Genomic DNA, 20,350 nt, shown 5'->3' on the forward strand with positions numbered 1-20,350 from the left:
TGTCGGGCGTCATAGAGAAAATTCATTTCTTCATGAGCGCGCTTTCAGTGTCCCACCCCGGGCGCCAATTGAAAATTCATATCGATCACTGCGCCGTCAGTAGAAATAGGAGGATCAGGTTTTCCAATTTTGTTATGCGACATGCAACTCAGATGCAACGGCAATGGCCCCGAGCCTTTTAGTGAATACGATTTTTGTTGACAAATCCACTCGATGGCCAATTCACTGACACCATCATCTCGAATGGTCGTTACACCGCTCAGCGCAATCGACCCCGTGTTCGAATCAGGAACGAATTCCGTATGCACAATTCCCACCGGTCGCCACCCGCATCGACCGGGCAGGTATTGATCTAAAAGAAATTGTACGGAGTAATTGGTCTGCCCAGATGGTACGCGAACAAGGCTTTCGACAGACTGGTCGCGGAATGGGGCGTTTATCTGAGATTGGAATTGAGACCGTGATTGGCATTGTTCGTTCGTTGTCGCGAATTGTACGCCAAGCCAAACTTCAATGGATGGATCCTTTTCCCCTCGGAGAACCAATAGGTGATGAGGCGCACTATTAAGTTCAGGTCTGTCTGATTCACGATTGCTATCGCCTTCGATACGCGGTTGAAAGTTGGTGCTATACGCGCATGCGCCGAATGAGAAAAGAGCACATACAACACCCGCAATTACAGATATGCATGAATTTCTTTGCATGGCGATCGCTCCTCAGCTAAGAGACGAAGGCTTCACCCATGAGCAGCAAGGCCGACAAACATAGCGATCAACAAGACAACAGCCCACACCATGATCTCGGCCACAGACAGAGACTGCCGCCGCCGTTGTGGCCGCTTGTATTCGACCGGGTCTTGGTCCCACGCGGACCTGACCGGCTGACGCGGTTCAAGCATACGATACGCGGGCGGTTGCTGGTATGCTGGAGATCGGCCCATGGCGGCTTGCGGCGCGGCGTCTAACACGACAGGCGCCTTTGCCAGGAGCAGCGCGAGATACGTTCGGCTTCGCGTGGTTTTCCCTGTGTGGATTAGAAGTACCGCAAGCAAGGCTTGGCAATCGCCAAGCGCGTCATGACGGAGCTGCTTGACCACGCCATAGAACTCGCAGACCGAATCGAGCTTCTTCCTGCCGACGGCAGCGGGCCACGGAAACTGCTGGAGTGAACAGCGCCACGACTTTGCTGATCCAGCGTCGCAGACGACCGCCAGCATCCTTGCGTCGAACTGAGCATTGTGCGCGATCAGCACATCTGCCTCGTTGATCAGTGACGTGATCCAGGCGAGGTCAAGCACCTTTCCAGAAAGATCGGCGGCAGTCATGCCGTGTACCGCCTGAGCCTTCGGATGGATCGGCACACATGGCTCGCGCAAGCCGTGGTATCGGCCAATTTCCTGAACGAGAACGCCTGAACCTGGTTCGATTTCAACAAGCAGGATTCCTATACTGATCGGCTCGTCGTGCGCCGCAACCCCAGTTGTTTCGGTATCGATGATCGCTACTTTCATGTGCAAGTCCTCAAGCGCCTTTCGCATTCGCGCATGATCACGTCCGTTTCTGCGCACAGATCATCGCGTAGATCCAGCCGATGACCGCCCACCCGACAAGAAAGTTCGTCGTCGGGATCGCGCGATAGTCGGAGTGATCGGCCTTGCAGGCGACAATCGACGGCGCGACGAAATACATGACAAAAATGACGCCGCTGGCAGCGCCCCGTCTCTAGCCGGTGCTTAAACATGTTAATCACGCAGCACGCGAACCTGCTCGGGCATCGGAATCGCGGCGACGCGGGCCAGCACAGTCGTCACTGCGTGCTGCCTTTCTGATCGTATTCGTCGAGCGCGCCCTCAAGCATGGCGACCTCGCGCTTGCGCATTTGAATGTTCTCTGTCTTGCCGGGAAAGCGCGCCCGGTACGACTCAAGGGCCTCGATGGCGGCGGCGTGCCACGCGATGAGTTGCGCACATGTGACCCATTTGCGATCATCGGTCCAGACCGACTGCCGGACTCGGCGAGCACGTCGGGCGGCGCGCGAAGGTTGATGAACTCGGCATAATGCAGGCTCGATTCGAACGACATCCACTTACCATCGTGCACACTGCGCTCGCGGGCCAGTAGCGCGCCGTCGGACGCGATCGTGTATGCGAACTGCACGTCAGCGCGCCCGCTGTAGCATGACAAGCACTGTTTGAACTCCGGTGTTATCGTCATTGATGCGTTTCGGTTGCGTGTCCTGTTGCGTAACCGCGACCGTTTGGAGATGTGCGTCGACAATCGGCGCGCTCGTCGCGATGATGCTTGCGGCGTGATGCTGATGAACCTTCATGGTGTTTTCCTGTTGGTGAATGGGCGGCATCGCCGCCCTTTGCTGGCGCGCGTCGCACCTTCTCGCGGTAGTCAGGGGATCGTGCAATTAACTCGCGGCCCGGTTGTGATCGTCGAGCACGACGGGAGGAGGGCGAAGTTTCGCGCTTCGGTTGGACCAGCAACGGGAGTTGCTGCGGCAGTGCCGACAGGGGACGGTGCCGGAGAAGACGTTGGGATCATTGAAGGTGCCCCGCTCGCAGCCGCAGGAGCCGCACTCATTTTCGCCGCACCCATGCTGACGGTAATCAGCGTCGGATAGTCGTAAGCGGCTCCCGTACCCATATCGATTGCCGTGCCGACGATGCCGCCGAACAGAAGGTTGCCGGCGACCATGCCGCGCGCTGATGAAGCCACGGTAGAGATACCCGGCTCGCGCCCTTCCTTGTCACACTTGATGTTTAGGTCCCCCATCGATCGATGCAGAGAAACTGAACCAGGCGTCGTGACGAACCACGTACCCTTATCGTTCGTAAGCTTGCAGCTCGCGCTGGTCACCGCTTCCGCCGCGCTTCGCGTCTCGACGGACACCACCTGCGTCGAGCCGTCGATGATCGAGGCACAACCGCTCAGGGACAACAGTCCCGTTACTACCCATATCGTTTTCATCGTTTTCCCCGATTCGCATTGCGCGCCGTGTACCAGCCGATGGTCGCCGCCAACGCGCTTGTTGTTTATTCCCCGATTTCTATTTAGCGCAGAACGCGCGTGAATCGAGCATGCATCAGATATGCCACCTCTCCCTGACGCGCAGCCGAGATCGGTTAGAGAATGGGGAAGCGATGTCGGGCAGAGCACCCATACCGTGTTGATTCAGCTTTGAAACTAGACCTACTTCGTGCTTACCCCACCTGTAAACCCTCAATTGTGTGAGGACGTGCTCGTACTAAATGCGCACAAGAAAGATTCTTGCGCGTTTCCGCTTCATCGCGAGACATCATGGGTTCGCGTATTCGTACCAGATTCGACTTGTAGAACGGCTATCGCCATCAAGCAGGAACATTGGCTCACTTGAAGACGTCCCGACCGCACTTCCGGTTGCAAAATTGAAACGGGGCCAACATGGCGGTCACGCGCACCGACTCACAACACATTGGTTTGCCGTTCCAAGGAACTGATGCGCTGTTCGAGATCGCACATTTCGAACATCTTCGCGATCTGCGACAGCGCGAAGACGAAGCGCGCGCCGTCCTGGCTGTCGATCCGGTTCGTCCGCATGTCGCGGTAGACTTTCGCCATTTCCCGGCGCACAGCGTCGAGGTTGTGCAAGTTGACGCGGGAGGGCAGGCAAAACGACGAGTTCAGTCGTCGCCTCGCTCACCGGGTAGGGTTTGTGTATTTTCGCCGCATAGCACCCCCCTTTTTTCACGGTCGCGACGGCCGTTATCCGGTAACCAAACGACGTGAGTCAGGTCGCGCTCTCGCGCAACCGCGTCGAAGTCCGGCGGGTTGCTAGGATCGTAGATCAGCACGCAATAGGTAACGTTCGTCTCGACGGACTGAGCAGCGAGCGCCTCCTCAAGTCGCTCGATGCGCGTCTTGATTGTCATGGCATCCCCCGGTACCCGAGCGTCGGGATTTGTCTTCTGGCTAATGCATCGTTGGCACCGGACCGTACCCCGCTGAGTCCACCTTCGTCAGCTGGTGGGCTCGCCGGTCTAGGCATTCTTCCCCGGAAGCGCCCCTTGAATGATTCGTTCTTCGCGATGTCGGTCGGCTCGCGTGGACGCGAGAAGTCAACCATTCCCGCGTGTAGTTGTCCACGATCGTGAGCGTAGCGATCACGCAATCCATCTATCAACACGCACCGACGCAACGACAACCGATTTCACAGACCCTTCGCATGGTTCGTCCCTGCAGCAGTCCTGCCGAATTTCCGGCAAGGCCGTCGCGCATCCATTCTCGGGAGAACATCATGCGATATCCGTTGCAGCACTCCGACGCACGCGTGTCTGCGCCGCATCCATCTGACCTCGAACCCGCCCCGCACGCACCGGCACAGCGGCCGAACATCGAGGAGGTGTGAGCCATGAGCAACGAAGCACTTGACCCGCTGCTGCGACGGTTCGCCGAGAAGCGATTGGGGCGGCCACTCGAGCCGGGCGAAGAACAGGCACTGCTGGAGCGGCTGCCGAGCAGGCACGCCAACCAGCCGGCGCCAACCGTCGGCACGGCCGCCACGCAGGCGCACCCCGCGAACCCACCGCTGCCACAGCCGAAAACCCGGCAGGAGGCGCGCGAGCAGATCAAGCATTTCCTGCAGCTCAACCAGCAAAAGGCGTACGAGAAGATGCGCGGCATCCTGCAGACGATCGATGCGCAGAACGAAACAACCCTCGGCATGCTGGCGTCGGAACAGCGGAAGGTGTCCGGCGTACTCGACGCGCACGAGCCGCCGGCCGACGCTCAGGCATCCGGCGCGGCCGACATCCAGGACAGCACACGCGAGGCAATGGCGCTGATTGGCGAACAGCTGACGGGCCTCATCCGGCAGGAAATCGATGCATGCTTCCGGCAATACGTCGATTTGCTCACCGTCCGGCTCGATGCGATATACGACCGCCTCCAAAGTATCGGCGCCACCACGCCCGAATCGCCCGAATCAACCGCACCGGATGCCGCCGCCACCGCGGTCGTTCACGACACCCCCGGCCCAGCGTCCATGTAGTAGCACACGGGTCATGCGGCTCAACGCAAAAAACGGCCAGCCCCGATGTGCGCCTTCTCAACTACGTGAACCAAGGAGCAACAAATGGCTGAAAAGTGTCAAGTGTGCCAGGTCAATCCCGCGATTACGGATGCGGTCACACAGGTCAACGTCAAGGTGGTCGCCGAAGCGCCGGCAATGGCGATGGGCTCGCTGTACCAGGCCCAAAGTCATTCGCTGAGCATCCTGTTCGAGAACGCGGTGCAACAGCAATCGCAGGCCGCGATCCAGTCGCAGACGTCGACGAACGTGGGGACGATGCAGCTCTACACGATCGGGCCGGAAAGCGCGGGCGCGGCCGCCACGGAAATCGGCTCGAACGGGATCATCTCGCTGCTGGCCGACGTGATCGCGATCGGCAAGGCGGTGGCACGTTAAGGCGCCGTCGCAACACCGTGGTTGAGCGGCGGCGCAAGCGGTACGAATCACCAATGCCGCCGCCGCGCCGCGGATCCGCAGCACGGCGGCCGCCACCAGCACAGCGGTGCCGTGTGGTGTTCCGGAGCAACTGACAGAACTGACAGAACGGGCAGAGCCGATTCGATGCGGCGCCCGATCGCAAACCAGGAGAAACTCGATGGGAAACGAAAACGATCCGATCATTGGCGACCCGACCGACGCCTGCGACTGCAAGACCTGCGCGGTCAATGCCGCGATCACCGATGCGGTCACGCAGACCAACGTCAAGGTCGTGGGCGAAGCGCCCGCGATGGCGACGGGCTCGCTGTACCAGGCCCAGAGCCATTCGCTCAGCGTGCTGTTCGAAAACGCCGTGCAGCAGCAGTCGCAGGCCGCGGTGCAACTGCCGACGTCGACGAACGTGGGGACGATGCAGCTCTACACGCTCGGGCCGGCGAGCGCGGGCGCCGCCGCAACGGAAATCGGCTCGAGCGGCGTGCTTTCCGTGCTGGCTGACGTGCTCGCGATCGGCAAGGCGCTCGCCTGACGCGCAACCCGGCGTTGACGCCTGGCGGCAGCCGCGGTGGCCGCCGCCAGGCACCCGACGTCGTGCCGACATCCGCGAAGGCCGCCGCCCGCGCCGCATCGACGGCCGCGCGGCGCGCTTCGCCAACCGACCCACTCATGCTTTCGCCGTGACCGCGTCGACCGCGCCGCTGCGGCGAGCAACCACAGGAGTAACGACATGCCGGAACAGGCCTCCGCCGCGATTGCCGATGCAGTCACGCAAGCCAACGTCAAGGTGGTGGGCGAAGCGCCCGCCGTGGCCTTGGGCACGCTCATGCAGTCGAACAGCCACGCGTCCGCGGTCCTGCTTCACAACGCGGTGCAGATGCAGGCGAACCAGGCGGCGTCCAACCTCGCCGCGACGACCGTCGGCATCATGCAGCTCTATGCCGGCTCGCCGGTGGCGGCGGCTGCCGCGGCACGATCGTCGAACGACAGCTTCGTGTCGCAACTGGCCGCCGTCGCGCAGTTGATGAACGCCATCGGTCACTGGCGCAGCTGATCTTCACCGCGCGCCGCATATTCGTGCGCGCAACCTCCTCACGCCGCGGCACCGCACGACGACGTGCGCGCCGCGGCATCAATTGGCGTCGGCGATATACCGGAGCCGCTCCGGTTTCTCGATCGTCACACCGTGTTCGTGCAGCCGGATCAGGCCGTCGCGCTGCATCTTCTGCAGCGTGCCGTTCAGTCGCGGACGGCTGACGTTGAGCATCGCGGCCAGGATGCTCTGATTCTCCGGCAGTGCCACTTCGACGTCGTTCCCTTGCATGCGATTCAGCAGATGGCGCGCGAGCCTTGCTTCGAGCCGGTACAGGCACGCCGATTCGGCGAAGTCGCTCAACTCGTGGATGTGCAGGCACAGCTGCTCGTAGATGCGCTCCATGAAATCGGCGTTGGCCCGCAGCGGCGCGAAGTGCTGGCGATGCAGCAGCGAAATGCGGCAGTCGTGACTCAACTGGGCGGTGAAGCTGCGCCGGTGCGCGCGAAGGAGGGTGCTTTCACCGATGAGTTCGCCCGGCACCGAATGGCCGAGAATGATTTCGCGTCCGCCGGGTTCGTGCAGTGTCTTGTAGACGCGGCCGCGGTGTACGAAGGCGACGAATTCTTCCGGGTCGCCCTTGAAGAACAACATTCGGTTGCCGTGTTCGGGCCACGGCATGAGATGCCGCTCGACGTGGGCGAGCAGGCTTTCCGGAAGATCGGTGAGTATCCGTATATTGCGCAGCGTTCGAGCGTTAGCAAGGGCAGGCATGTTTTCCGTGCGAGGTTGTTTGACGATGCGGCCACCTAGCGGAAAACGCTGCTTCTGGTACTGCGTGAAAAAATAATGAAGATACCGAAATAATCGACGAGCAGTCCGGACGCGACGGCACTTTGGCGGCAATGACGTTCGGGCGACCGACATCGATAGCGGCGTGCCGGCGCGCGAACGCGTCGCGACGCCAGTCGTTCTTTTTTCATCGCAATGCCGTTATTTACGCCCGGCGGAGTGCCTGATACGGCGGAACGGGCGACGCCCGTGGGTTAAAAATTTCCGTTCACAATAATCAAGAAAATTGACCAAAACGATTATCTCAATAACGGTGTAACGCGGGTAACAGCGCCGCTCTCGGCATCAAATCGATTCTGTGTTTTCCATAAAAACGGAGGCACGGAATGACAACCTCGAACCCGCACGCTGCCCCGCCGGCCGCGTCACAGGCGCAGCAGCTCGATCGTACGTGGCGTGAAATGCAGGGGAAATTGCGGCGGCGCGCGCGCCTCTTGTGCAAGGGGGACATTTACCGTGCCGACGAACTGCTTTCGGATACCGCACTCAAGGTTCACATTTACCTGCAGCGTTCGCCCGAGCGTGTTCGGAACCTGGCCGGCTTTCTCTTTCTGGCGCTAAACCACGCGTTCCTCTCTGGCGCGCGCCAGCGTCAGCGCGAAAACGGCATGCTCGAATACGACTCGAGCTGGGACGACGATCACGTCGCCGAGCTGGCGGGCCACGCACCGTCGATGGAGCAGCAATTGGTGCACCGACAGCAACTGCTGCGTCTCGACCAGGCGCTGTCGATGCTCCCGCAGCAGCAGCAGATGCTGTTCACGCTGAAGTTCGAGGAGGACATGCCGTATCCGCATATCGCGGCGACGCTCGGCATCAACGAGCCGCTTGCCAGAAAGCGCGTCGAGCTGCTGCGCAAGAAATTGCGCGACGGCCTCGCTTGAGCACGTTCACGAATGCGGGGACGCAGCGTTCCTAACGACATACGCGGTGTCGATGGCCTGCCGGCCCGCCCGTTCCTTCAACCGCATGCCGGAGCCGAGATTCGAGGAGGCCTCGTGGCAGACAAAGTCAATGAGCAGGTTACCGACGCGCTGACGCAGACCAATGTCAACGTCGTGGCCGGATCCCCGGCCCAGGCGCTGGGCACGCTTTACCAGATGTTCAGCCAGGCCGTCGGCATCTCCGCACAGAACATGACGCAGCAGCAGGCGGCGCTCAACCAGATTTCGAATGCCGTCGTGTCGAAAGCGGTGGCGATGATCCTGTCCGTCGAAGCGTCGCCGAAGGGGGCGTCGGCGGGCGCATCGGGCGCCGCATCGGGTGGCGCGCCGCACGGCGCGACGAGCGGGCCGCACACGGGTACCACGCATTAGCACGTGCAGACTCTCGGGATACCTGAACCATGAATATGAAAGGCCTTTTGGGCGGGCGCGGCGACGACGCGCCACAGACATCGGGCGACGTCGACGACGCCGCAGCCGAAGCCGACGCCGCGACGCCAGCCGATGTCGCGCCGGTCGCCGCGGCGTCGAAGGTCGGCGCGCGCGCGTGGCCGGTCAACCGGCTGCGCAGGTTCACCGATGCGCTGAAGGCGCCGAACGAGATCGCGGGCGGGGCCGGAGCCGGCGGCTCCGCGCTGCAGACCGTGCAGGCGATCAACGCGGAAGCGGCGTCCTACGCGACGACGCAGATCGCGGTCGGTCCGAACATGTTGATCACGCAGGCGGGCGGCATGGTTGCGCAGGCGGCGGCCAACTACTTCGAGGCGTCGACGTCGCTGGCGATCGCGGGCAAGAGCGTGCTGATGAAGGATCTCGCGCAGAAGACCATCGACGAGAACGTGTCCGGGATGGCGATGGATGCGATGGGCCTGCTGTTGACGGACCTGTTCGTCGCGACCGCGGCGCTCGTCGCGGGCGCCGCGGAAGCGATCGAAGGGGAGGCTGCGAGCGTCGCGCTCGACAAGATCGACGAGAGTCTGCAGAAGTATCAGGCGCTGTTGGACAAGAAGGGTGCGTAGTGCGAGCCGGTGGCGGCGGACTTCCAACCTGCCGATCCTCGGGAGTGAGCGGAGAAACAATAAGTACACCGACAGATCAAGAAATGGCTACCGTGTGCACCACCGAGATCGCCTGCCCGCACGACGACGGAGAAGCAACCCGCGTCGGCCACGACAGGCAGATCCATTACCGAGTCGAAGACGAACGTCCCGTGCAATCGTCCCCGTGAACACAGGTCGATTGACTCCGGTGTGCTCAGCGACAAAGAATCAATCGACACGATCCGCCGCGCCGTCAGCCCGGAGGCGGAAAGTGAGCAGCAGGGCCGACGCACGTCCGCTTCCCGAACACGTCGCGGCTGCGCCACCAGCAGTCCCATCGAGTCATGCGAGGAACCCATGCCCTACATCATTCAGAACGTACAAGGTCCCGCGCCGCTGTCGGTTGGCGAGCGCATTTGGGGAGACGCGACGGAAATCGATTTCGGTGCGATGACGAGCTGCATCGCGCTCGTCGAGCAGACGCCGGGCAAACCGACGTCCGTGCGCGCGATCCATCTATCGATCGTCAGCGCAGACGGTACGCTGGTCTACGATCCGGCGTCGAACGTGGCCGGACAGGTCGGCGCGATCATGCAGCCGACCGGCAACCTCCGTGCGTGCCTCGGGCGCATCGAAGTCTGGCAGGCTGAAGAGCCGCAACAGCTGCGAGATTTCTTCGCCGGGCTGATGCAGAGCCTCGACATGACGACATGGGTTCCGCTGTCCGATGGCAACCTGCGGGTGCGGTTCAACGGCGGTGTGATCCAGTATCGGCAGGGCACCGGCGCGTGGATCGACGTGTAGGCGGCACGATCCATTGAAGCCGGCGCCCGCCGCGCGAAAGGGCACCGGCTGATGCCATTCAGGTGATCGTGGCGAAACTCAAGGAAACGATGTCCGCGAGTCGCACGCTCACGTCTGCGTTCGCAGATCGAATATGCAGGTCATCGGTGTCCACTTCAAACCGGCCGGTGTCCACGGCGTTGGGGCCTGGAATGTCCACATCACGTCTTCCCAAGCACGAACCGTCGGATTTGCTTCCGCGGCTTTGGCCATGCGTTCGGCATTGAACACCGCGTCATCGGTGTCCATCACCATCGTCATGCGCGTGCCGAGGCGGAAAATTTCCATACCGCGCACCCCATGCTCGCGAAGATGCCGCAGCACGTCGGGCCATACGGCACGGTGATGCTCCTCGTAGCGAGCGATCAGATCAGGATCGTCTTTCAGATCCAGTGCGAGACAGTAGCGCATAGCGACCTCATGTTGGAAAGCGCTCGGCGAGCGTGAACCGTCGACTGCTCAGGATCACGTATTAACGGGTAACGAAATACGTGCCGCACGTTTGCCCGATCGTCGCGGAATGCCGAATAGTACGGTCGTGGCCGCTTGCGATTCCGAATGCAACACCGTCACGTCGGGTGTTACACATGCTGCCGCAAGCCGCCGTTGCAGGTCGATGATCGCGGGCAATTGAAAATCGTGGACATCCGGCACGACGCCGCCTTGACGTCGACAGACCTGAGCCGCAATGTCCAGCGCGTGCGAGCGCATGTCGATCAGGAGCGAGAGCGCCTCATCGAGCAAATCTTGTTGCTGCGCCGATAGCCGCAATTCGCTTGTGCGATCGCGCGGCGCCGATTCGGGCGGGTTCATGTCCATGGGTGGCGATTGCCGGAGATGGGTGGGAGCAGGGCGGGGCATCACATGATCGGGCCGCGCAGCCAGGGCACGAACTCGCGGTCGCCCATGCCGTTCTGCTCGCTGCAGGTGCGTACGCCCGACGCGACGTCCAGCATCAACCGGAACAGTTGCGCCCCGGCCTGCCCGACGGAAAGCGAACCGTCGACGATCTCGCCACCATTGAAGTCCATATCCGAGCGCATCCGCTCGAATAGTCCGGTGGTCGTCGCCAGCTTGATGGTGGGAACCGGCTTGGAGCCGAACACTGAGCCGCGCCCCGTCGTAAAGCACACCAGATTGGCGCCGCCGGCGATCTGTCCGGTTGCGGATACCGGGTCGTAGCCGGGCGTGTCCATGAAGACCAGGCCCGACTCCGATACGCGGTCGGCATAGTCATAGACGGCGTTGAGCGGGCTGCTGCCGCCCTTCGAAACCGCGCCGAGCGACTTTTCGAGAATGGTCGTGATGCCGCCGGCCTTGTTGCCGGGCGAAGGGTTGTTGTTCATGTCGCCGCCCGATTCGCCCGCATACCGTTCCCACCAGCGCAGCTTGTCGAGGAGCCGCTCGGCTACGACGCCGGAAGCGCGTGCGGTCAGCAAATGTTCGGCACCGTAGATCTCCGGTGTCTCGGAAAGAATGGCGGTGCCACCGTGGCGAACGAGCAGATCAACCGCTGCGCCGAGCGCGGGATTCGCGGTGATCCCCGAGTAGCCGTCGGAGCCGCCGCATTGCAGGCCCACTTTCAGCCGCGCGGCGGGAACTTCGGTACGCGTCATGCGATTGGCTGCCGTCAGCATTTCGCGGACGATCGCGACGCCGCGCGCGACGGTTTCGCGCACGCCGCCTTCATCCTGGACGACGAGGGTCCTGACCGGCGCACCGTGCGTTGTTTCAACGGACGTTGCAAGGGCACCGACCTGGTTCACCTCGCAACCGAGGCCCACCAGCAGCACGGCCGCGAAGTTCGGATTGCACGCGTAGCCGGTCAGCGTGCGACGAAGTACGGCGATGCCGTCTCCGGTTGCGGACATCCCGCAGCCGCTCTGATGCGTGATCGCAACTACGCCGTCCACCGATTCGAACGGAGCCATCGCGTCGCCCTTGAACGCGTCCGCAATCGCGTGACAGACGCTGGCGGAACAGTTGACGCTGGCGATGACCCCGATGTAGTTGCGTGTGCCAACCTGTCCGTCCGCGCGCACGAAACCCTGAAACGTCTCCAATCGGTCTGCCGGCGCGAGCGCGTGACCGGCATCGATGTGCGCGGCACGATGCGCGTGATGCTCGGGCATCCCGACGTTATGAACGTGAACATGCTCGCCGGGCGCGATATCGTTCAGCGCGACACCGATCGTTTGCCGGTACTTGATCACCGGGCTGCCTCGCACGATGCGACGGGTCGCTATCTTGTGGCCCGCCGGAATGGACGTCACAGCGATCATCGACAGGCCGTTCACTTCAATTGTCGTGCCGGCCTCGAACGTTCTCAATGCCACCGCTACGTTGTCGTCGCCGTGAAGAGTGACGACCATCCGATCATTCATGATGCATTTGCCTCTTTGGTTGAGGGTGTCACGCCATGCCGCGCGAGCGTATCGCGCAGCCGCGTCTGATCAGGCGCGACCCCGAGCGAATCGGCCAGTTCGATCAGCGGCAGAATCCGCCGCCGGACCTTTTCGACATGGTTGCCGGCAATGTCCGCGATGTGATGGTTCAGATACGGATTAAGAAACCGTTCGCGCACGCTTGCAACGTATTGCTCAGCGCGAACGCGCATCCCGAGCGCATCGAACACGGGCAGGACTTCCTCGCCCCAGACGCCCTCGATGCCCTCGCGCAGCGTCGTATCGTTCATCGCGTCGAACACGGTCTGCGCGCTGCTGCGGCGCTGCACGAGCCACTGGTCGGCAAGCCAGGTATGCCCGACGTTCAGAAAGAACAGCTTGAGCCGCTCGTGGCTGAGCAGGTCGTCGGTCACGACGATATGTTCGTGCGTGCACGGCAGTTCCATGCCCGGTTGTCGTTCGATGGCCCAGAGCGCGTAGGGCTCGGCCACGGCGCCCACCGGTTCGATCGGTTCGGACACGATCCGGTCGACCAGCGAGTTGACCCAGATGCATCGTTGCGACAGGTACGTGACGAAGGGCGCGGGCAGCGCCCATTGTTCAGCGAGGCCGATGACCAGCGTGCGCAGCGTGTCGCCGTTGCGCGCGACGAGTTCGCACGGAAAGATCGACACGCCCGCACCGGGCCGTGCGCGCCATCGTGCATGCAGCAGCGTGAGCAGCTTGGCGGGGAAGCTGCGCGGGACGTGACTCTCCAGCGCGAGCAGCGCCGGCGAATCGCGCTCGTCGAGACGGTAGCCGGCGTCGCCCGTGTTCGACACAATCACGCGGACGTCATGCGTGACCGCATGCCGGATCATCGCCCAGTCGCGATCGGCGATCCACGCGGCGCGCACGGCGCGGCAGTGGACGACCGTATCCACGATCGCGCCGTGTTCCCTGCCGCGGATCTTCACCGGATAACTGCCTGACTGGGCCAAAGCGGCGATGCGCGCATGGCTTGCCGGATTGTCGGTGGTCTGCACCATGCGGATCCCGCCGATCGCATCGCCACGCTCCAGCGCCTGCGATACGAACAGGGCGACATGGGCCTGGAGAAACCGGCTGGTGCCAAACTGAAGAATCGGTTCACTCATCTCGAACGGTTCCCGCGAATTCGGTCAGCACTCGACCAGCGCCTTGACGACGGTCTGCCCGGGTTCCATCAGTTTCGGGAACTCGACGGGAACGTCCGACAGGCTCATCCGATGTGTATTGAGCGCCTTGTCCGGAATGCGGCCGGCGCGCATCGCGTCGAGGACCGTCTCGAAGTCTTCGGCGGTGGCGTTGCGGCTGCCGAGCAGGGTGGCTTCGCGCTTGTGAAACTCCGGATCGGAGAACGTGATCTCGCCGGGGACAATCGAAATCAGCACGTACTTGCCGCCGTGGGCAATGAACTCGAAACCGCGATTCATGGCCTTCACGTTACCCGTCGCATCGAACACCACGTCGAAGAACTCGCCGTTGGTCATCGTCGACAATTCGTCGACGTCGGTCGGCCCCGTCTGCACCGTCGCAACGGCGAAGTGTTCTTGGCAGAACGCAAGGCGATCGGCGCGCGTGTCCAGGCACGTGACGTGTGCGCCTCTCAGCTGGGCGAACAGCATCGCCGCCATGCCGATCGGCCCCGCACCGACCACGAGGATTCTTTGGCCGGCGGACACGGCAGCACGCCGCACCGCGTGCGCACCGATGGCCAGGAATTCGATCATTGCCGCCTGGTCCAGCGTGACCCCTTCGGCCTTGTGCACGAACTGCGCGGGCACCGACAGATATTCGGTCAACGCGCCGTCGCGATGCACGCCGAGCACCTTGATGTTGACGCAGCAATTGGTCTTGCCCTGTCGGCACGCGATGCACTGTCCGCATGACAGATAGGGCATCACATAGACCGCGTCTCCTGGCACGACATGCGCGCCGGGATCGGCCTCGGCCACGATCGCGGACAGTTCATGGCCCATGACGCGCGGATATTGCAGGTACGGTTGATTGCCCGAATAGATATGCATGTCGGTGCCGCAAATACCGACTCGCTGCACGCGCAACAATATCTCGCCATCGGCGCGGGAAGGCGGTGCGCGATCTTCGTGGCGCAGTACGCCGGGCGATTCGCAAATGATGCTGAGCATGGTGACGTCCTCGTTATTGAGCGTGTTGATCGCCGGACGGCCGATCGATTCTGTAGAAGTGGCATGCATTGCCGCCGAAAACGCGCGCACGTGCGTCGGGCCCGAGGAAGCGGTCGCAGCATTGTTCGCACCATGCGAGCCACGCGCCGTAGTCACCAAAATGGCCGGCAAGGCGCGAGACGGGCCAGTCGCTGCCCCAGATCAGCCGGGACGCGCCGAACCAGTCGCAGACCGCGCGCACGTACGGTTCGACGCGCAGGAGATCGGGATGCGGGCCGGCTTCCGTCCACAGTCCGGAGAGCTTGCAGTGCACGTTCGGATGCGCGGCGAGTTCGCTCATCGCAACGTGCCACGCTTCACTTCGGCCCGATGCGATGGGTGGCTTCGCGGCGTGATCGATCACGATGCGAAGGCGCGGGTAGCGGCGCGCGAACGCGAGCAGCGCGGGCAAATGGCGCGGCGTGACGAGTGCATCGAAAGCGAGATCGTGCGCGAGCATGGCGTCGATGGCCGGCTCGAGAACCGGATCGTCGATCCAGTCGTCATCGGCAAGATCCTGCAGCATCGGGCGAATGCCGCGGAATTTCGGATCACGGGCGAGCGACGCGATATCGGCCGGCGCATCCGTCGATTTGAGGTCCACCCATCCGACGACGGCCGCCACGAAGCTCGTCCGGGATGCAACGTCGAGCAGATAGCGCGTGTCTTCCTGAGTCGGTAGCGACTGGACAACGACGGTCCGCTGCACACCGGAGCGCGCAAGCAGCGGTTCGAGATCCTGCGGACCGAAGTCCCGATAGATGGCGTCCAGCGTTTGCGGGGGCCAATAACCGTCGCGACTGGCCATCTGCCAGAAGTGTTGATGAGCGTCGATGCGGAACGTCACGCGCACACCTCCGGAACCGGCGCGGCTGCGGTGATCAGCCCATCGTGTTGCAACGCAGTCCACAGCTCCGGCGGAAGCGGCGTTTCGAGCCATGCGATGTTCTTCTGCAACTGCTCGATACTGCGCGCCCCGACCACGCAGGACACCACGGCCGGGTGCGCCAGCGGAAACTGAAGTGCGGCCGCGGCAAGCGGTACGCCGAAGCCGGCACATACGTCGGCGAGACGCGCGACTTTTCGGATCACTTCGGCCGGCGCATCCGCATAGTTGAACTTGCCGTTTCCGACCAGCACGCCCGAGTTGAACACGCCTCCGGCGACGATCCGGACATCGTTGCGCACGCATCTATCGAGCAACGGCGAAAGCGCCTCCTGTTCGAGCAGCGTGTAGCGGCCCGCGAGGAGCACGACGTCGAGATCCGCCTCCTGCATCGCATCGACGGCGACTTCCCACTCGTTGACGCCGAGTCCGATGGCGGAAATGGCACGGGCATCGCGCAGCTCGGCGAGCGCCCGGAATCCGCCTCCGCGGGTCAGCTGTTCCCAGTAGTGGGCATGCCGATCGCCGTGCGTGGCGGCACCGATGTCGTGAACATAGAGGATGTCGATTGTGCGCATGCCGAGGCGTTGCTGGCTGTCCTCGTACGAACGCATGATGCCGTCGAACGTATAGTCGAAGTGAGGCCGGAACGGCAACGGGTGCGCCCAACCGTCGTCGCCGGGCTGAACCGTATCGTCGGGCCGCATGAGCCGGCCGACCTTGGTGCTCAGTACATAGCGTTTGCGCGCCCGCGCCTGCAGCGATTGTCCGACGCGCCGCTCCGACAGCGTGTAGCCGTAGAACGGCGCGGTGTCGAAATAGCGGATGCCGGCATCCCACGCCCAGTCGACGAGCGCATGGGCGTCGGCGGTCGACATCGCCTTGTAGAGGCCGCCCAGTTGCGAGCAACCGAAGCCCAGTGTGCTCATGACCAATCCGCTACGGGGTAGCGCGTGCGTTGCAATGGCTTTCATGGCGTGTATGTGAATGGAGGAGATGCCGACGGGAGGCCCGGCAGAGCCGCCGCGACGGCGCGTTCGTCAGTACAGGACGTTCTTCGCCGCGGGCGAGTCGAGGTTCTGCTTTTCGACCATCAGCACGCCCGTGTCCACCTGCTTGGAAACAGGCTTGCGCTCGATCACGTTGACGAGGGTCTCGATGCCCTTGTAGCCCATCTGGTACGAGCTCTGAACGGCGATGGCCTGAATCGTGCCGTCTCGAACGAATCCTTGGAGGTCCTGATTGCCGTCGAAACCGATCGCCACGACCTTGCCGCCTTTGCCCGACTGCTGCAGCGCGCGCCCCATCCCGACGGCGGTCGGTTCGTTGGCGCCGAAAATGCCCTTGAGGTCGGGGTTCGCCGACAGGACGTCGGTCGTCTGGTTCAGCGCATTCGCCATCTGCGACTGCGAATAGAACGGCCCCACCACCTGCAACTTCGAATGCGCGGCGATGTACTTGCGGAATCCGCCGACGCGGCCGACTTCCGAACCGGCACCCGGCACGTACGACATGACCGCGACCTTGCCGGTCTGCCCGACGCGGTCGATCATCGCCTTCGCGCAGAGCTCACCGGCTTTCGCGTTGTCGGTCGACAGGAACGACTGGTAGTACTGCTTGCCGGCATCGGATACGGTCGAGTCGATCAACACCACCGGAATATGTGCTTCCCACGCTTTCTTCATGGCCGGCACGAGTGCATCCGGATCCGACGGCGCGAGGACGATGCCGGCGACATGCCGGTTCACCGCGTTCTCGACCATGTTGACTTCGTCGGCGATCGCCGATTCCGCGGCGGGACCCTGGAACGTCATCGTGTATCCCTTCGCATTGGCCATGGCGGCGGTGGCGCCTTTCTGCACGTTCTGCCAGTAGTTCGAATTGGCCGTCTTCACGATCACGGCAATTTCGCCTCCGGCGGCCTGCGCATGCGCGCCGAACATCGCGCACAAGATTGCCGCCGCTGCCAGTACGGATAGTTTTTTCATGTCTCGCTCCTTGTTGGTGGTTGGAACTTCGTCTTGTGATTACAACTTCCGGTTGCGGAGTTGGTCGATCCACACGGTGCCGAGAATGACGACACCGATGATGATCTGCTGGATGAAGCTCGACACGCCGTTCATGTTCAGGCCGTTGCGCAGCACGCCGATCACGAATGCGCCGATGGCGGTGCCGGAGATCGTACCGACGCCGCCCATCAGCGACGTGCCGCCGATCACCGCGCTGGCGATGGCGTCGAGTTCGTACATCACGCCTTCGTTCGGCTGCGCCGTGACGAGACGCGACATTAGTACGCAGCCCGTGGCGCCGGCCAGCAATCCGGAAAGGACGTAGGTAAACAGCTTGACGCCTTGCACGTTCACGCCGGACAGACGTGCCGCTTCCGCGTTCGATCCGACCGCGTAGATGTGGCGGCCGAGCGACGTTCGCGACAGCAGCACCGAGACCGCCACGAACAGGGCCACCATGATGACGACCGGGTACGGAATGCCGGGAAAGATCGTGTCGGGAAAGCCGTCGGCCCCGATGTGCGAGATCTTGAAAAGGGCGCCGTTGCCGAGTTCGCCGAACGCGTCGCCGAGCCCCGACACGGGTCGGGCGCCGGTGATCTGCAACGCGAGCCCGCGGGCGACCAGCATCATGCCGAGGGTGGCGATGAACGGCGGCAGCCCCATGTGCGTGACGCAGATCCCGTTGACCCAACCACATGCAGCGCCGACCAGCATGCCGCCCAGCATCGCGACGGGGACCGGAATGCCGGCCTTGACGAGCAGCGCGGCGGCAACGCCGGCCAGTGCCAGGACCGATCCGACCGACAGGTCGATGCCGCCGGTAATGATCACGCACGTCGCGGCCACGCCGAGATACGCGATCGACGTCACCTGAAGCGACACGGTCATCAGGTTGCCGACGGAGAAGAATGCGGCGCTGGTCAGCGAAAACGCGACGATCAGCACGACCAGGCTGCCCAGCGCGGCAAATTTCTGGATCAGGTCGCGGCGTCGCTGCCGTGCCTGTTTATCGACGGCCGGCGTGCGGCCCGATGTGATGTCAAGCATGACTTCTTCCTGATGCATGATGCAAGATCTCCTCCTGATTGGTCTTTCCGGTTTCAAGCACCGCGGTGATACGTCCTTCGTGAAACACGGCAATGCGATCGGTCATGCCGAGCAACTCGGGCAGTTCCGAACTGATCAGGACGACGCCGACGCCGACGCCGTCCGCCGCGAGGCGGTCCATCAGCCCGTAAATCGCGTATTTCGCGCCGACGTCGATGCCGCGCGTCGGCTCGTCGAAAAAGAGGATGCGCGAGCCGCGGTATAGCCATTTGCTGATGACGATCTTTTGCTGGTTTCCGCCGGACAGGTTCCGCGCGATCTGCGCGACCGTCGGTGTGCGGATGCCCAGTTCGCGCACGTAACGCTCGGCGATGGCCGTTTCGTCGGCGAAACGCAGGAAGCCGCGCGACGAGATCGCCGCGACGTTGGCCAGCGTGATGTTTGCGGCGACCGGCATCGCCAGCGCGAGGCCGTCCTTTTTCCGGTCTTCGGACAGGTAGGCAATCCCGTGGCGAATGGCTTCGCGCGGCGAGTTGATCTCGACCGGCGTATCGCCCAGCAGGATCGAGCCGGCATCGGGCCGCTCCGCGCCGAAGATCGCGCGGGCGACTTCGGTGCGTCCCGCTCCCATCAGGCCTGCGAAGCCGAGAATTTCGCCCTTGCGAAGTTCGAACGACACAGGGCCGAACGTGCCGGTTCGTTGCAGGTCGCGTACCTTCAGCAGCACCTGATCGGTGGGCGTGGATCGACGCGGCGGGTAGGCATCGTCGAGCGGACGGCCCACCATGCGGGCGACGATCTCGTTCACCGACGTCGATGCAAAATCGCTCGTGGCAATGTGGCGCCCATCGCGCAGCACCGTGACGCGATCCACGATTTCGGCCATCTCGTCGAGTCGGTGCGAGATGTAAAGGATGGCGACGCCTTCGCTGCGAAGCTCCTTGATGATGCGAAACAGCTGGACCGTTTCCGATTCGGTCAGCGACGAGGTGGGTTCATCCATGATGAGCACCCGCGCGTCGAGTGACAGCGCCTTCGCGATTTCCACCATCTGCTGCTGGGCAATCGAGAGCGCGCCGACCAGCGTCGTAGGCGACACGTTCAAGCCGATTCGTTGCAGACACAACTGTGCGGCGCGGTTCAGCGCGCGGTAGTCGACGAACGGGCCGCGCTTCGGCTCGCGCGCCAGGTAGATGTTCTCCGCCACCGACAAGTGGGGCACCAGGTTCAGTTCCTGATGAATGATCGCGATGCCCGCGGCTTGTGCGTCGGTGGCGGACGAAAACTGTACGGGCGCCCCGTCGTAGAGGACGACGCCGTCGTCCGCGCGGTATTGCCCGCTGATGATTTTCATCAGCGTCGACTTGCCCGCGCCGTTCTCGCCGCAGACGGCATGAACTTCTCCCGCTCGTAGATCCAGATCGATGCCGTCGAGCGCCACGACGCCGGGGAAGCGCTTGCCCACGCCCTGCAGCTGCAGGACGGTTCGAGCAGTCGGCCCGCCGGGCGGAAGGGGTGGCGATTGCCGCAAGTCGGCAGGGGTCATGCGTGTCTCCGTTGGTCACTGGCGCGTTCGTCGAGCGGCAACTGGCCA

The 20,350-nt window shown here is 62.8% G+C and carries 27 protein-coding genes; 8 read left to right on the forward strand and 19 right to left on the reverse strand.

Going from position 1 to position 20,350, the window contains the following annotated elements:
• Positions 1-44 precede the first annotated feature (44 nt).
• The 8 genes from BAMB_RS35190 to BAMB_RS06130 all read right to left on the reverse strand — a co-directional run bounded on the left by BAMB_RS35190 (position 45) and on the right by BAMB_RS06130 (position 3,916).
• Positions 45-704, reverse strand: coding sequence for a hypothetical protein (locus tag BAMB_RS35190; RefSeq protein WP_162487079.1), 660 nt, complete (start codon positions 702-704; stop codon positions 45-47).
• 32 nt (positions 705-736) lie between these two features.
• Complete coding sequence (locus BAMB_RS06120; protein ID WP_158380521.1) at positions 737-1,510, reverse strand: exonuclease domain-containing protein; 774 nt, start codon at positions 1,508-1,510, stop codon at positions 737-739.
• A gap of 37 nt (positions 1,511-1,547) precedes the next feature.
• A complete protein-coding gene (locus BAMB_RS33480; protein ID WP_082089576.1) occupies positions 1,548-1,688 on the reverse strand; it encodes a superinfection immunity protein in 141 nt (46 codons plus the stop codon).
• Positions 1,689-1,806: 118 nt separating this feature from the next.
• On the reverse strand, positions 1,807-2,085 hold the full coding sequence (locus BAMB_RS35195) for a hypothetical protein (RefSeq protein WP_127456358.1): 279 nt from the start codon (positions 2,083-2,085) through the stop codon (positions 1,807-1,809).
• 72 nt (positions 2,086-2,157) lie between these two features.
• Entirely contained in the window at positions 2,158-2,328 is a 171-nt protein-coding gene (locus BAMB_RS35200) for a hypothetical protein (RefSeq protein ID WP_158380520.1), read from the reverse strand.
• 71 nt (positions 2,329-2,399) lie between these two features.
• Positions 2,400-2,975 carry a hypothetical protein gene (locus BAMB_RS35820; protein WP_175655932.1) on the reverse strand — a complete coding sequence of 192 codons (576 nt, stop codon included), beginning with the start codon at positions 2,973-2,975 and terminating at the stop codon, positions 2,400-2,402.
• Between the two features lie 474 nt (positions 2,976-3,449).
• Positions 3,450-3,635, reverse strand: a complete 186-nt coding sequence (locus BAMB_RS06125) for a hypothetical protein (RefSeq protein ID WP_050812308.1) — start codon at positions 3,633-3,635, stop codon at positions 3,450-3,452.
• Positions 3,636-3,667: 32 nt separating this feature from the next.
• Positions 3,668-3,916 (reverse strand): hypothetical protein, encoded by a 249-nt coding sequence (locus tag BAMB_RS06130; protein ID WP_011656532.1) that lies wholly within the window; start codon positions 3,914-3,916, stop codon positions 3,668-3,670.
• A 479-nt stretch (positions 3,917-4,395) separates the two neighbouring features.
• On the opposite strand from BAMB_RS06130, the gene BAMB_RS06135 reads away from it, so the two are divergent.
• From BAMB_RS06135 to BAMB_RS06150, 4 genes are all read left to right on the forward strand, one after another.
• Positions 4,396-5,034: a hypothetical protein gene (locus BAMB_RS06135; RefSeq protein ID WP_011656533.1), complete on the forward strand. Its 639-nt coding sequence runs from the start codon at positions 4,396-4,398 to the stop codon at positions 5,032-5,034.
• A gap of 84 nt (positions 5,035-5,118) precedes the next feature.
• Positions 5,119-5,451, forward strand: a complete 333-nt coding sequence (locus BAMB_RS06140) for a RebB family R body protein (protein ID WP_011656534.1) — start codon at positions 5,119-5,121, stop codon at positions 5,449-5,451.
• Between the two features lie 199 nt (positions 5,452-5,650).
• On the forward strand, positions 5,651-6,019 hold the full coding sequence (locus tag BAMB_RS06145; protein ID WP_011656535.1) for a RebB family R body protein: 369 nt from the start codon (positions 5,651-5,653) through the stop codon (positions 6,017-6,019).
• A 198-nt stretch (positions 6,020-6,217) separates the two neighbouring features.
• The gene (locus tag BAMB_RS06150) at positions 6,218-6,541 is read left to right on the forward strand and encodes a RebB family R body protein (protein WP_011656536.1); all 324 of its coding nucleotides are present in this window, start codon (positions 6,218-6,220) and stop codon (positions 6,539-6,541) included.
• Positions 6,542-6,619: 78 nt separating this feature from the next.
• On the opposite strand, the gene BAMB_RS06155 is transcribed toward BAMB_RS06150, so the two are convergent.
• Complete coding sequence (locus tag BAMB_RS06155) at positions 6,620-7,447, reverse strand: Crp/Fnr family transcriptional regulator (protein WP_011656537.1); 828 nt, start codon at positions 7,445-7,447, stop codon at positions 6,620-6,622.
• Between the two features lie 251 nt (positions 7,448-7,698).
• Between BAMB_RS06155 and BAMB_RS06160 the strand changes: the two genes are divergently transcribed.
• The 4 genes from BAMB_RS06160 to BAMB_RS06175 all read left to right on the forward strand — a co-directional run bounded on the left by BAMB_RS06160 (position 7,699) and on the right by BAMB_RS06175 (position 10,160).
• Complete coding sequence (locus tag BAMB_RS06160; RefSeq protein ID WP_011656538.1) at positions 7,699-8,256, forward strand: RNA polymerase sigma factor; 558 nt, start codon at positions 7,699-7,701, stop codon at positions 8,254-8,256.
• 114 nt (positions 8,257-8,370) lie between these two features.
• A complete protein-coding gene (locus BAMB_RS06165; protein ID WP_011656539.1) occupies positions 8,371-8,688 on the forward strand; it encodes a RebB family R body protein in 318 nt (105 codons plus the stop codon).
• A 29-nt stretch (positions 8,689-8,717) separates the two neighbouring features.
• Complete coding sequence (locus BAMB_RS06170; RefSeq protein WP_011656540.1) at positions 8,718-9,335, forward strand: hypothetical protein; 618 nt, start codon at positions 8,718-8,720, stop codon at positions 9,333-9,335.
• A gap of 378 nt (positions 9,336-9,713) precedes the next feature.
• Entirely contained in the window at positions 9,714-10,160 is a 447-nt protein-coding gene (locus BAMB_RS06175; protein ID WP_011656541.1) for a hypothetical protein, read from the forward strand.
• 108 nt (positions 10,161-10,268) lie between these two features.
• On the opposite strand, the gene BAMB_RS06180 is transcribed toward BAMB_RS06175, so the two are convergent.
• The 10 genes from BAMB_RS06180 to BAMB_RS06225 form a co-directional block, all read right to left on the reverse strand.
• Positions 10,269-10,610 (reverse strand): L-rhamnose mutarotase, encoded by a 342-nt coding sequence (locus tag BAMB_RS06180; protein WP_011656542.1) that lies wholly within the window; start codon positions 10,608-10,610, stop codon positions 10,269-10,271.
• A gap of 54 nt (positions 10,611-10,664) precedes the next feature.
• A complete protein-coding gene (locus BAMB_RS35830; RefSeq protein ID WP_175783420.1) occupies positions 10,665-11,018 on the reverse strand; it encodes a hypothetical protein in 354 nt (117 codons plus the stop codon).
• A 41-nt stretch (positions 11,019-11,059) separates the two neighbouring features.
• Complete coding sequence (locus BAMB_RS06190; RefSeq protein ID WP_011656544.1) at positions 11,060-12,583, reverse strand: UxaA family hydrolase; 1,524 nt, start codon at positions 12,581-12,583, stop codon at positions 11,060-11,062.
• Complete coding sequence (locus tag BAMB_RS06195) at positions 12,580-13,740, reverse strand: mannitol dehydrogenase family protein (RefSeq protein ID WP_011656545.1); 1,161 nt, start codon at positions 13,738-13,740, stop codon at positions 12,580-12,582. The genes BAMB_RS06190 and BAMB_RS06195 overlap by 4 nt, the downstream gene beginning before the upstream one ends.
• 24 nt (positions 13,741-13,764) lie before the next feature.
• The gene (locus BAMB_RS06200) at positions 13,765-14,772 is read right to left on the reverse strand and encodes a zinc-binding alcohol dehydrogenase family protein (protein WP_011656546.1); all 1,008 of its coding nucleotides are present in this window, start codon (positions 14,770-14,772) and stop codon (positions 13,765-13,767) included.
• Between the two features lie 13 nt (positions 14,773-14,785).
• A complete protein-coding gene (locus BAMB_RS06205; protein WP_011656547.1) occupies positions 14,786-15,658 on the reverse strand; it encodes an L-fucono-1,5-lactonase in 873 nt (290 codons plus the stop codon).
• Positions 15,655-16,671 (reverse strand): aldo/keto reductase, encoded by a 1,017-nt coding sequence (locus BAMB_RS06210; protein WP_011656548.1) that lies wholly within the window; start codon positions 16,669-16,671, stop codon positions 15,655-15,657. The genes BAMB_RS06205 and BAMB_RS06210 overlap by 4 nt, the downstream gene beginning before the upstream one ends.
• Positions 16,672-16,737: 66 nt before the next feature.
• Entirely contained in the window at positions 16,738-17,685 is a 948-nt protein-coding gene (locus BAMB_RS06215; protein WP_011656549.1) for an ABC transporter substrate-binding protein, read from the reverse strand.
• A gap of 39 nt (positions 17,686-17,724) precedes the next feature.
• Entirely contained in the window at positions 17,725-18,756 is a 1,032-nt protein-coding gene (locus tag BAMB_RS06220) for an ABC transporter permease (protein ID WP_041491144.1), read from the reverse strand.
• Positions 18,749-20,302 (reverse strand): sugar ABC transporter ATP-binding protein, encoded by a 1,554-nt coding sequence (locus BAMB_RS06225; protein WP_011656551.1) that lies wholly within the window; start codon positions 20,300-20,302, stop codon positions 18,749-18,751. Before BAMB_RS06225 ends, BAMB_RS06220 begins: the two co-directional genes overlap by 8 nt.
• Positions 20,303-20,350: the final 48 nt, after the last annotated feature.

Origin of the sequence: Burkholderia ambifaria AMMD (genome assembly GCF_000203915.1) — a bacterium.
GTDB lineage: Bacteria > Pseudomonadota > Gammaproteobacteria > Burkholderiales > Burkholderiaceae > Burkholderia > Burkholderia ambifaria.

Coding starts and splice junctions, on each gene's coding strand:
- BAMB_RS35190 (WP_162487079.1), bottom strand. CDS start 704: ATGCAAAGAAATTCATGCATATCTGTAATTGCGGGTGTTGTATGTGCT.
- BAMB_RS06120 (WP_158380521.1), bottom strand. CDS start 1,510: ATGAAAGTAGCGATCATCGATACCGAAACAACTGGGGTTGCGGCGCAC.
- BAMB_RS33480 (WP_082089576.1), bottom strand. CDS start 1,688: ATGTATTTCGTCGCGCCGTCGATTGTCGCCTGCAAGGCCGATCACTCC.
- BAMB_RS35200 (WP_158380520.1), bottom strand. CDS start 2,328: ATGAAGGTTCATCAGCATCACGCCGCAAGCATCATCGCGACGAGCGCG.
- BAMB_RS35820 (WP_175655932.1), bottom strand. CDS start 2,975: ATGAAAACGATATGGGTAGTAACGGGACTGTTGTCCCTGAGCGGTTGT.
- BAMB_RS06130 (WP_011656532.1), bottom strand. CDS start 3,916: ATGACAATCAAGACGCGCATCGAGCGACTTGAGGAGGCGCTCGCTGCT.
- BAMB_RS06135 (WP_011656533.1), top strand. CDS start 4,396: ATGAGCAACGAAGCACTTGACCCGCTGCTGCGACGGTTCGCCGAGAAG.
- BAMB_RS06140 (WP_011656534.1), top strand. CDS start 5,119: ATGGCTGAAAAGTGTCAAGTGTGCCAGGTCAATCCCGCGATTACGGAT.
- BAMB_RS06145 (WP_011656535.1), top strand. CDS start 5,651: ATGGGAAACGAAAACGATCCGATCATTGGCGACCCGACCGACGCCTGC.
- BAMB_RS06150 (WP_011656536.1), top strand. CDS start 6,218: ATGCCGGAACAGGCCTCCGCCGCGATTGCCGATGCAGTCACGCAAGCC.
- BAMB_RS06155 (WP_011656537.1), bottom strand. CDS start 7,447: ATGTCGGTCGCCCGAACGTCATTGCCGCCAAAGTGCCGTCGCGTCCGG.
- BAMB_RS06160 (WP_011656538.1), top strand. CDS start 7,699: ATGACAACCTCGAACCCGCACGCTGCCCCGCCGGCCGCGTCACAGGCG.
- BAMB_RS06170 (WP_011656540.1), top strand. CDS start 8,718: ATGAATATGAAAGGCCTTTTGGGCGGGCGCGGCGACGACGCGCCACAG.
- BAMB_RS06175 (WP_011656541.1), top strand. CDS start 9,714: ATGCCCTACATCATTCAGAACGTACAAGGTCCCGCGCCGCTGTCGGTT.
- BAMB_RS06180 (WP_011656542.1), bottom strand. CDS start 10,610: ATGCGCTACTGTCTCGCACTGGATCTGAAAGACGATCCTGATCTGATC.
- BAMB_RS35830 (WP_175783420.1), bottom strand. CDS start 11,018: ATGGACATGAACCCGCCCGAATCGGCGCCGCGCGATCGCACAAGCGAA.
- BAMB_RS06190 (WP_011656544.1), bottom strand. CDS start 12,583: ATGAATGATCGGATGGTCGTCACTCTTCACGGCGACGACAACGTAGCG.
- BAMB_RS06195 (WP_011656545.1), bottom strand. CDS start 13,740: ATGAGTGAACCGATTCTTCAGTTTGGCACCAGCCGGTTTCTCCAGGCC.
- BAMB_RS06200 (WP_011656546.1), bottom strand. CDS start 14,772: ATGCTCAGCATCATTTGCGAATCGCCCGGCGTACTGCGCCACGAAGAT.
- BAMB_RS06210 (WP_011656548.1), bottom strand. CDS start 16,671: ATGAAAGCCATTGCAACGCACGCGCTACCCCGTAGCGGATTGGTCATG.
- BAMB_RS06215 (WP_011656549.1), bottom strand. CDS start 17,685: ATGAAAAAACTATCCGTACTGGCAGCGGCGGCAATCTTGTGCGCGATG.
- BAMB_RS06220 (WP_041491144.1), bottom strand. CDS start 18,756: ATGCTTGACATCACATCGGGCCGCACGCCGGCCGTCGATAAACAGGCA.
- BAMB_RS06225 (WP_011656551.1), bottom strand. CDS start 20,302: ATGACCCCTGCCGACTTGCGGCAATCGCCACCCCTTCCGCCCGGCGGG.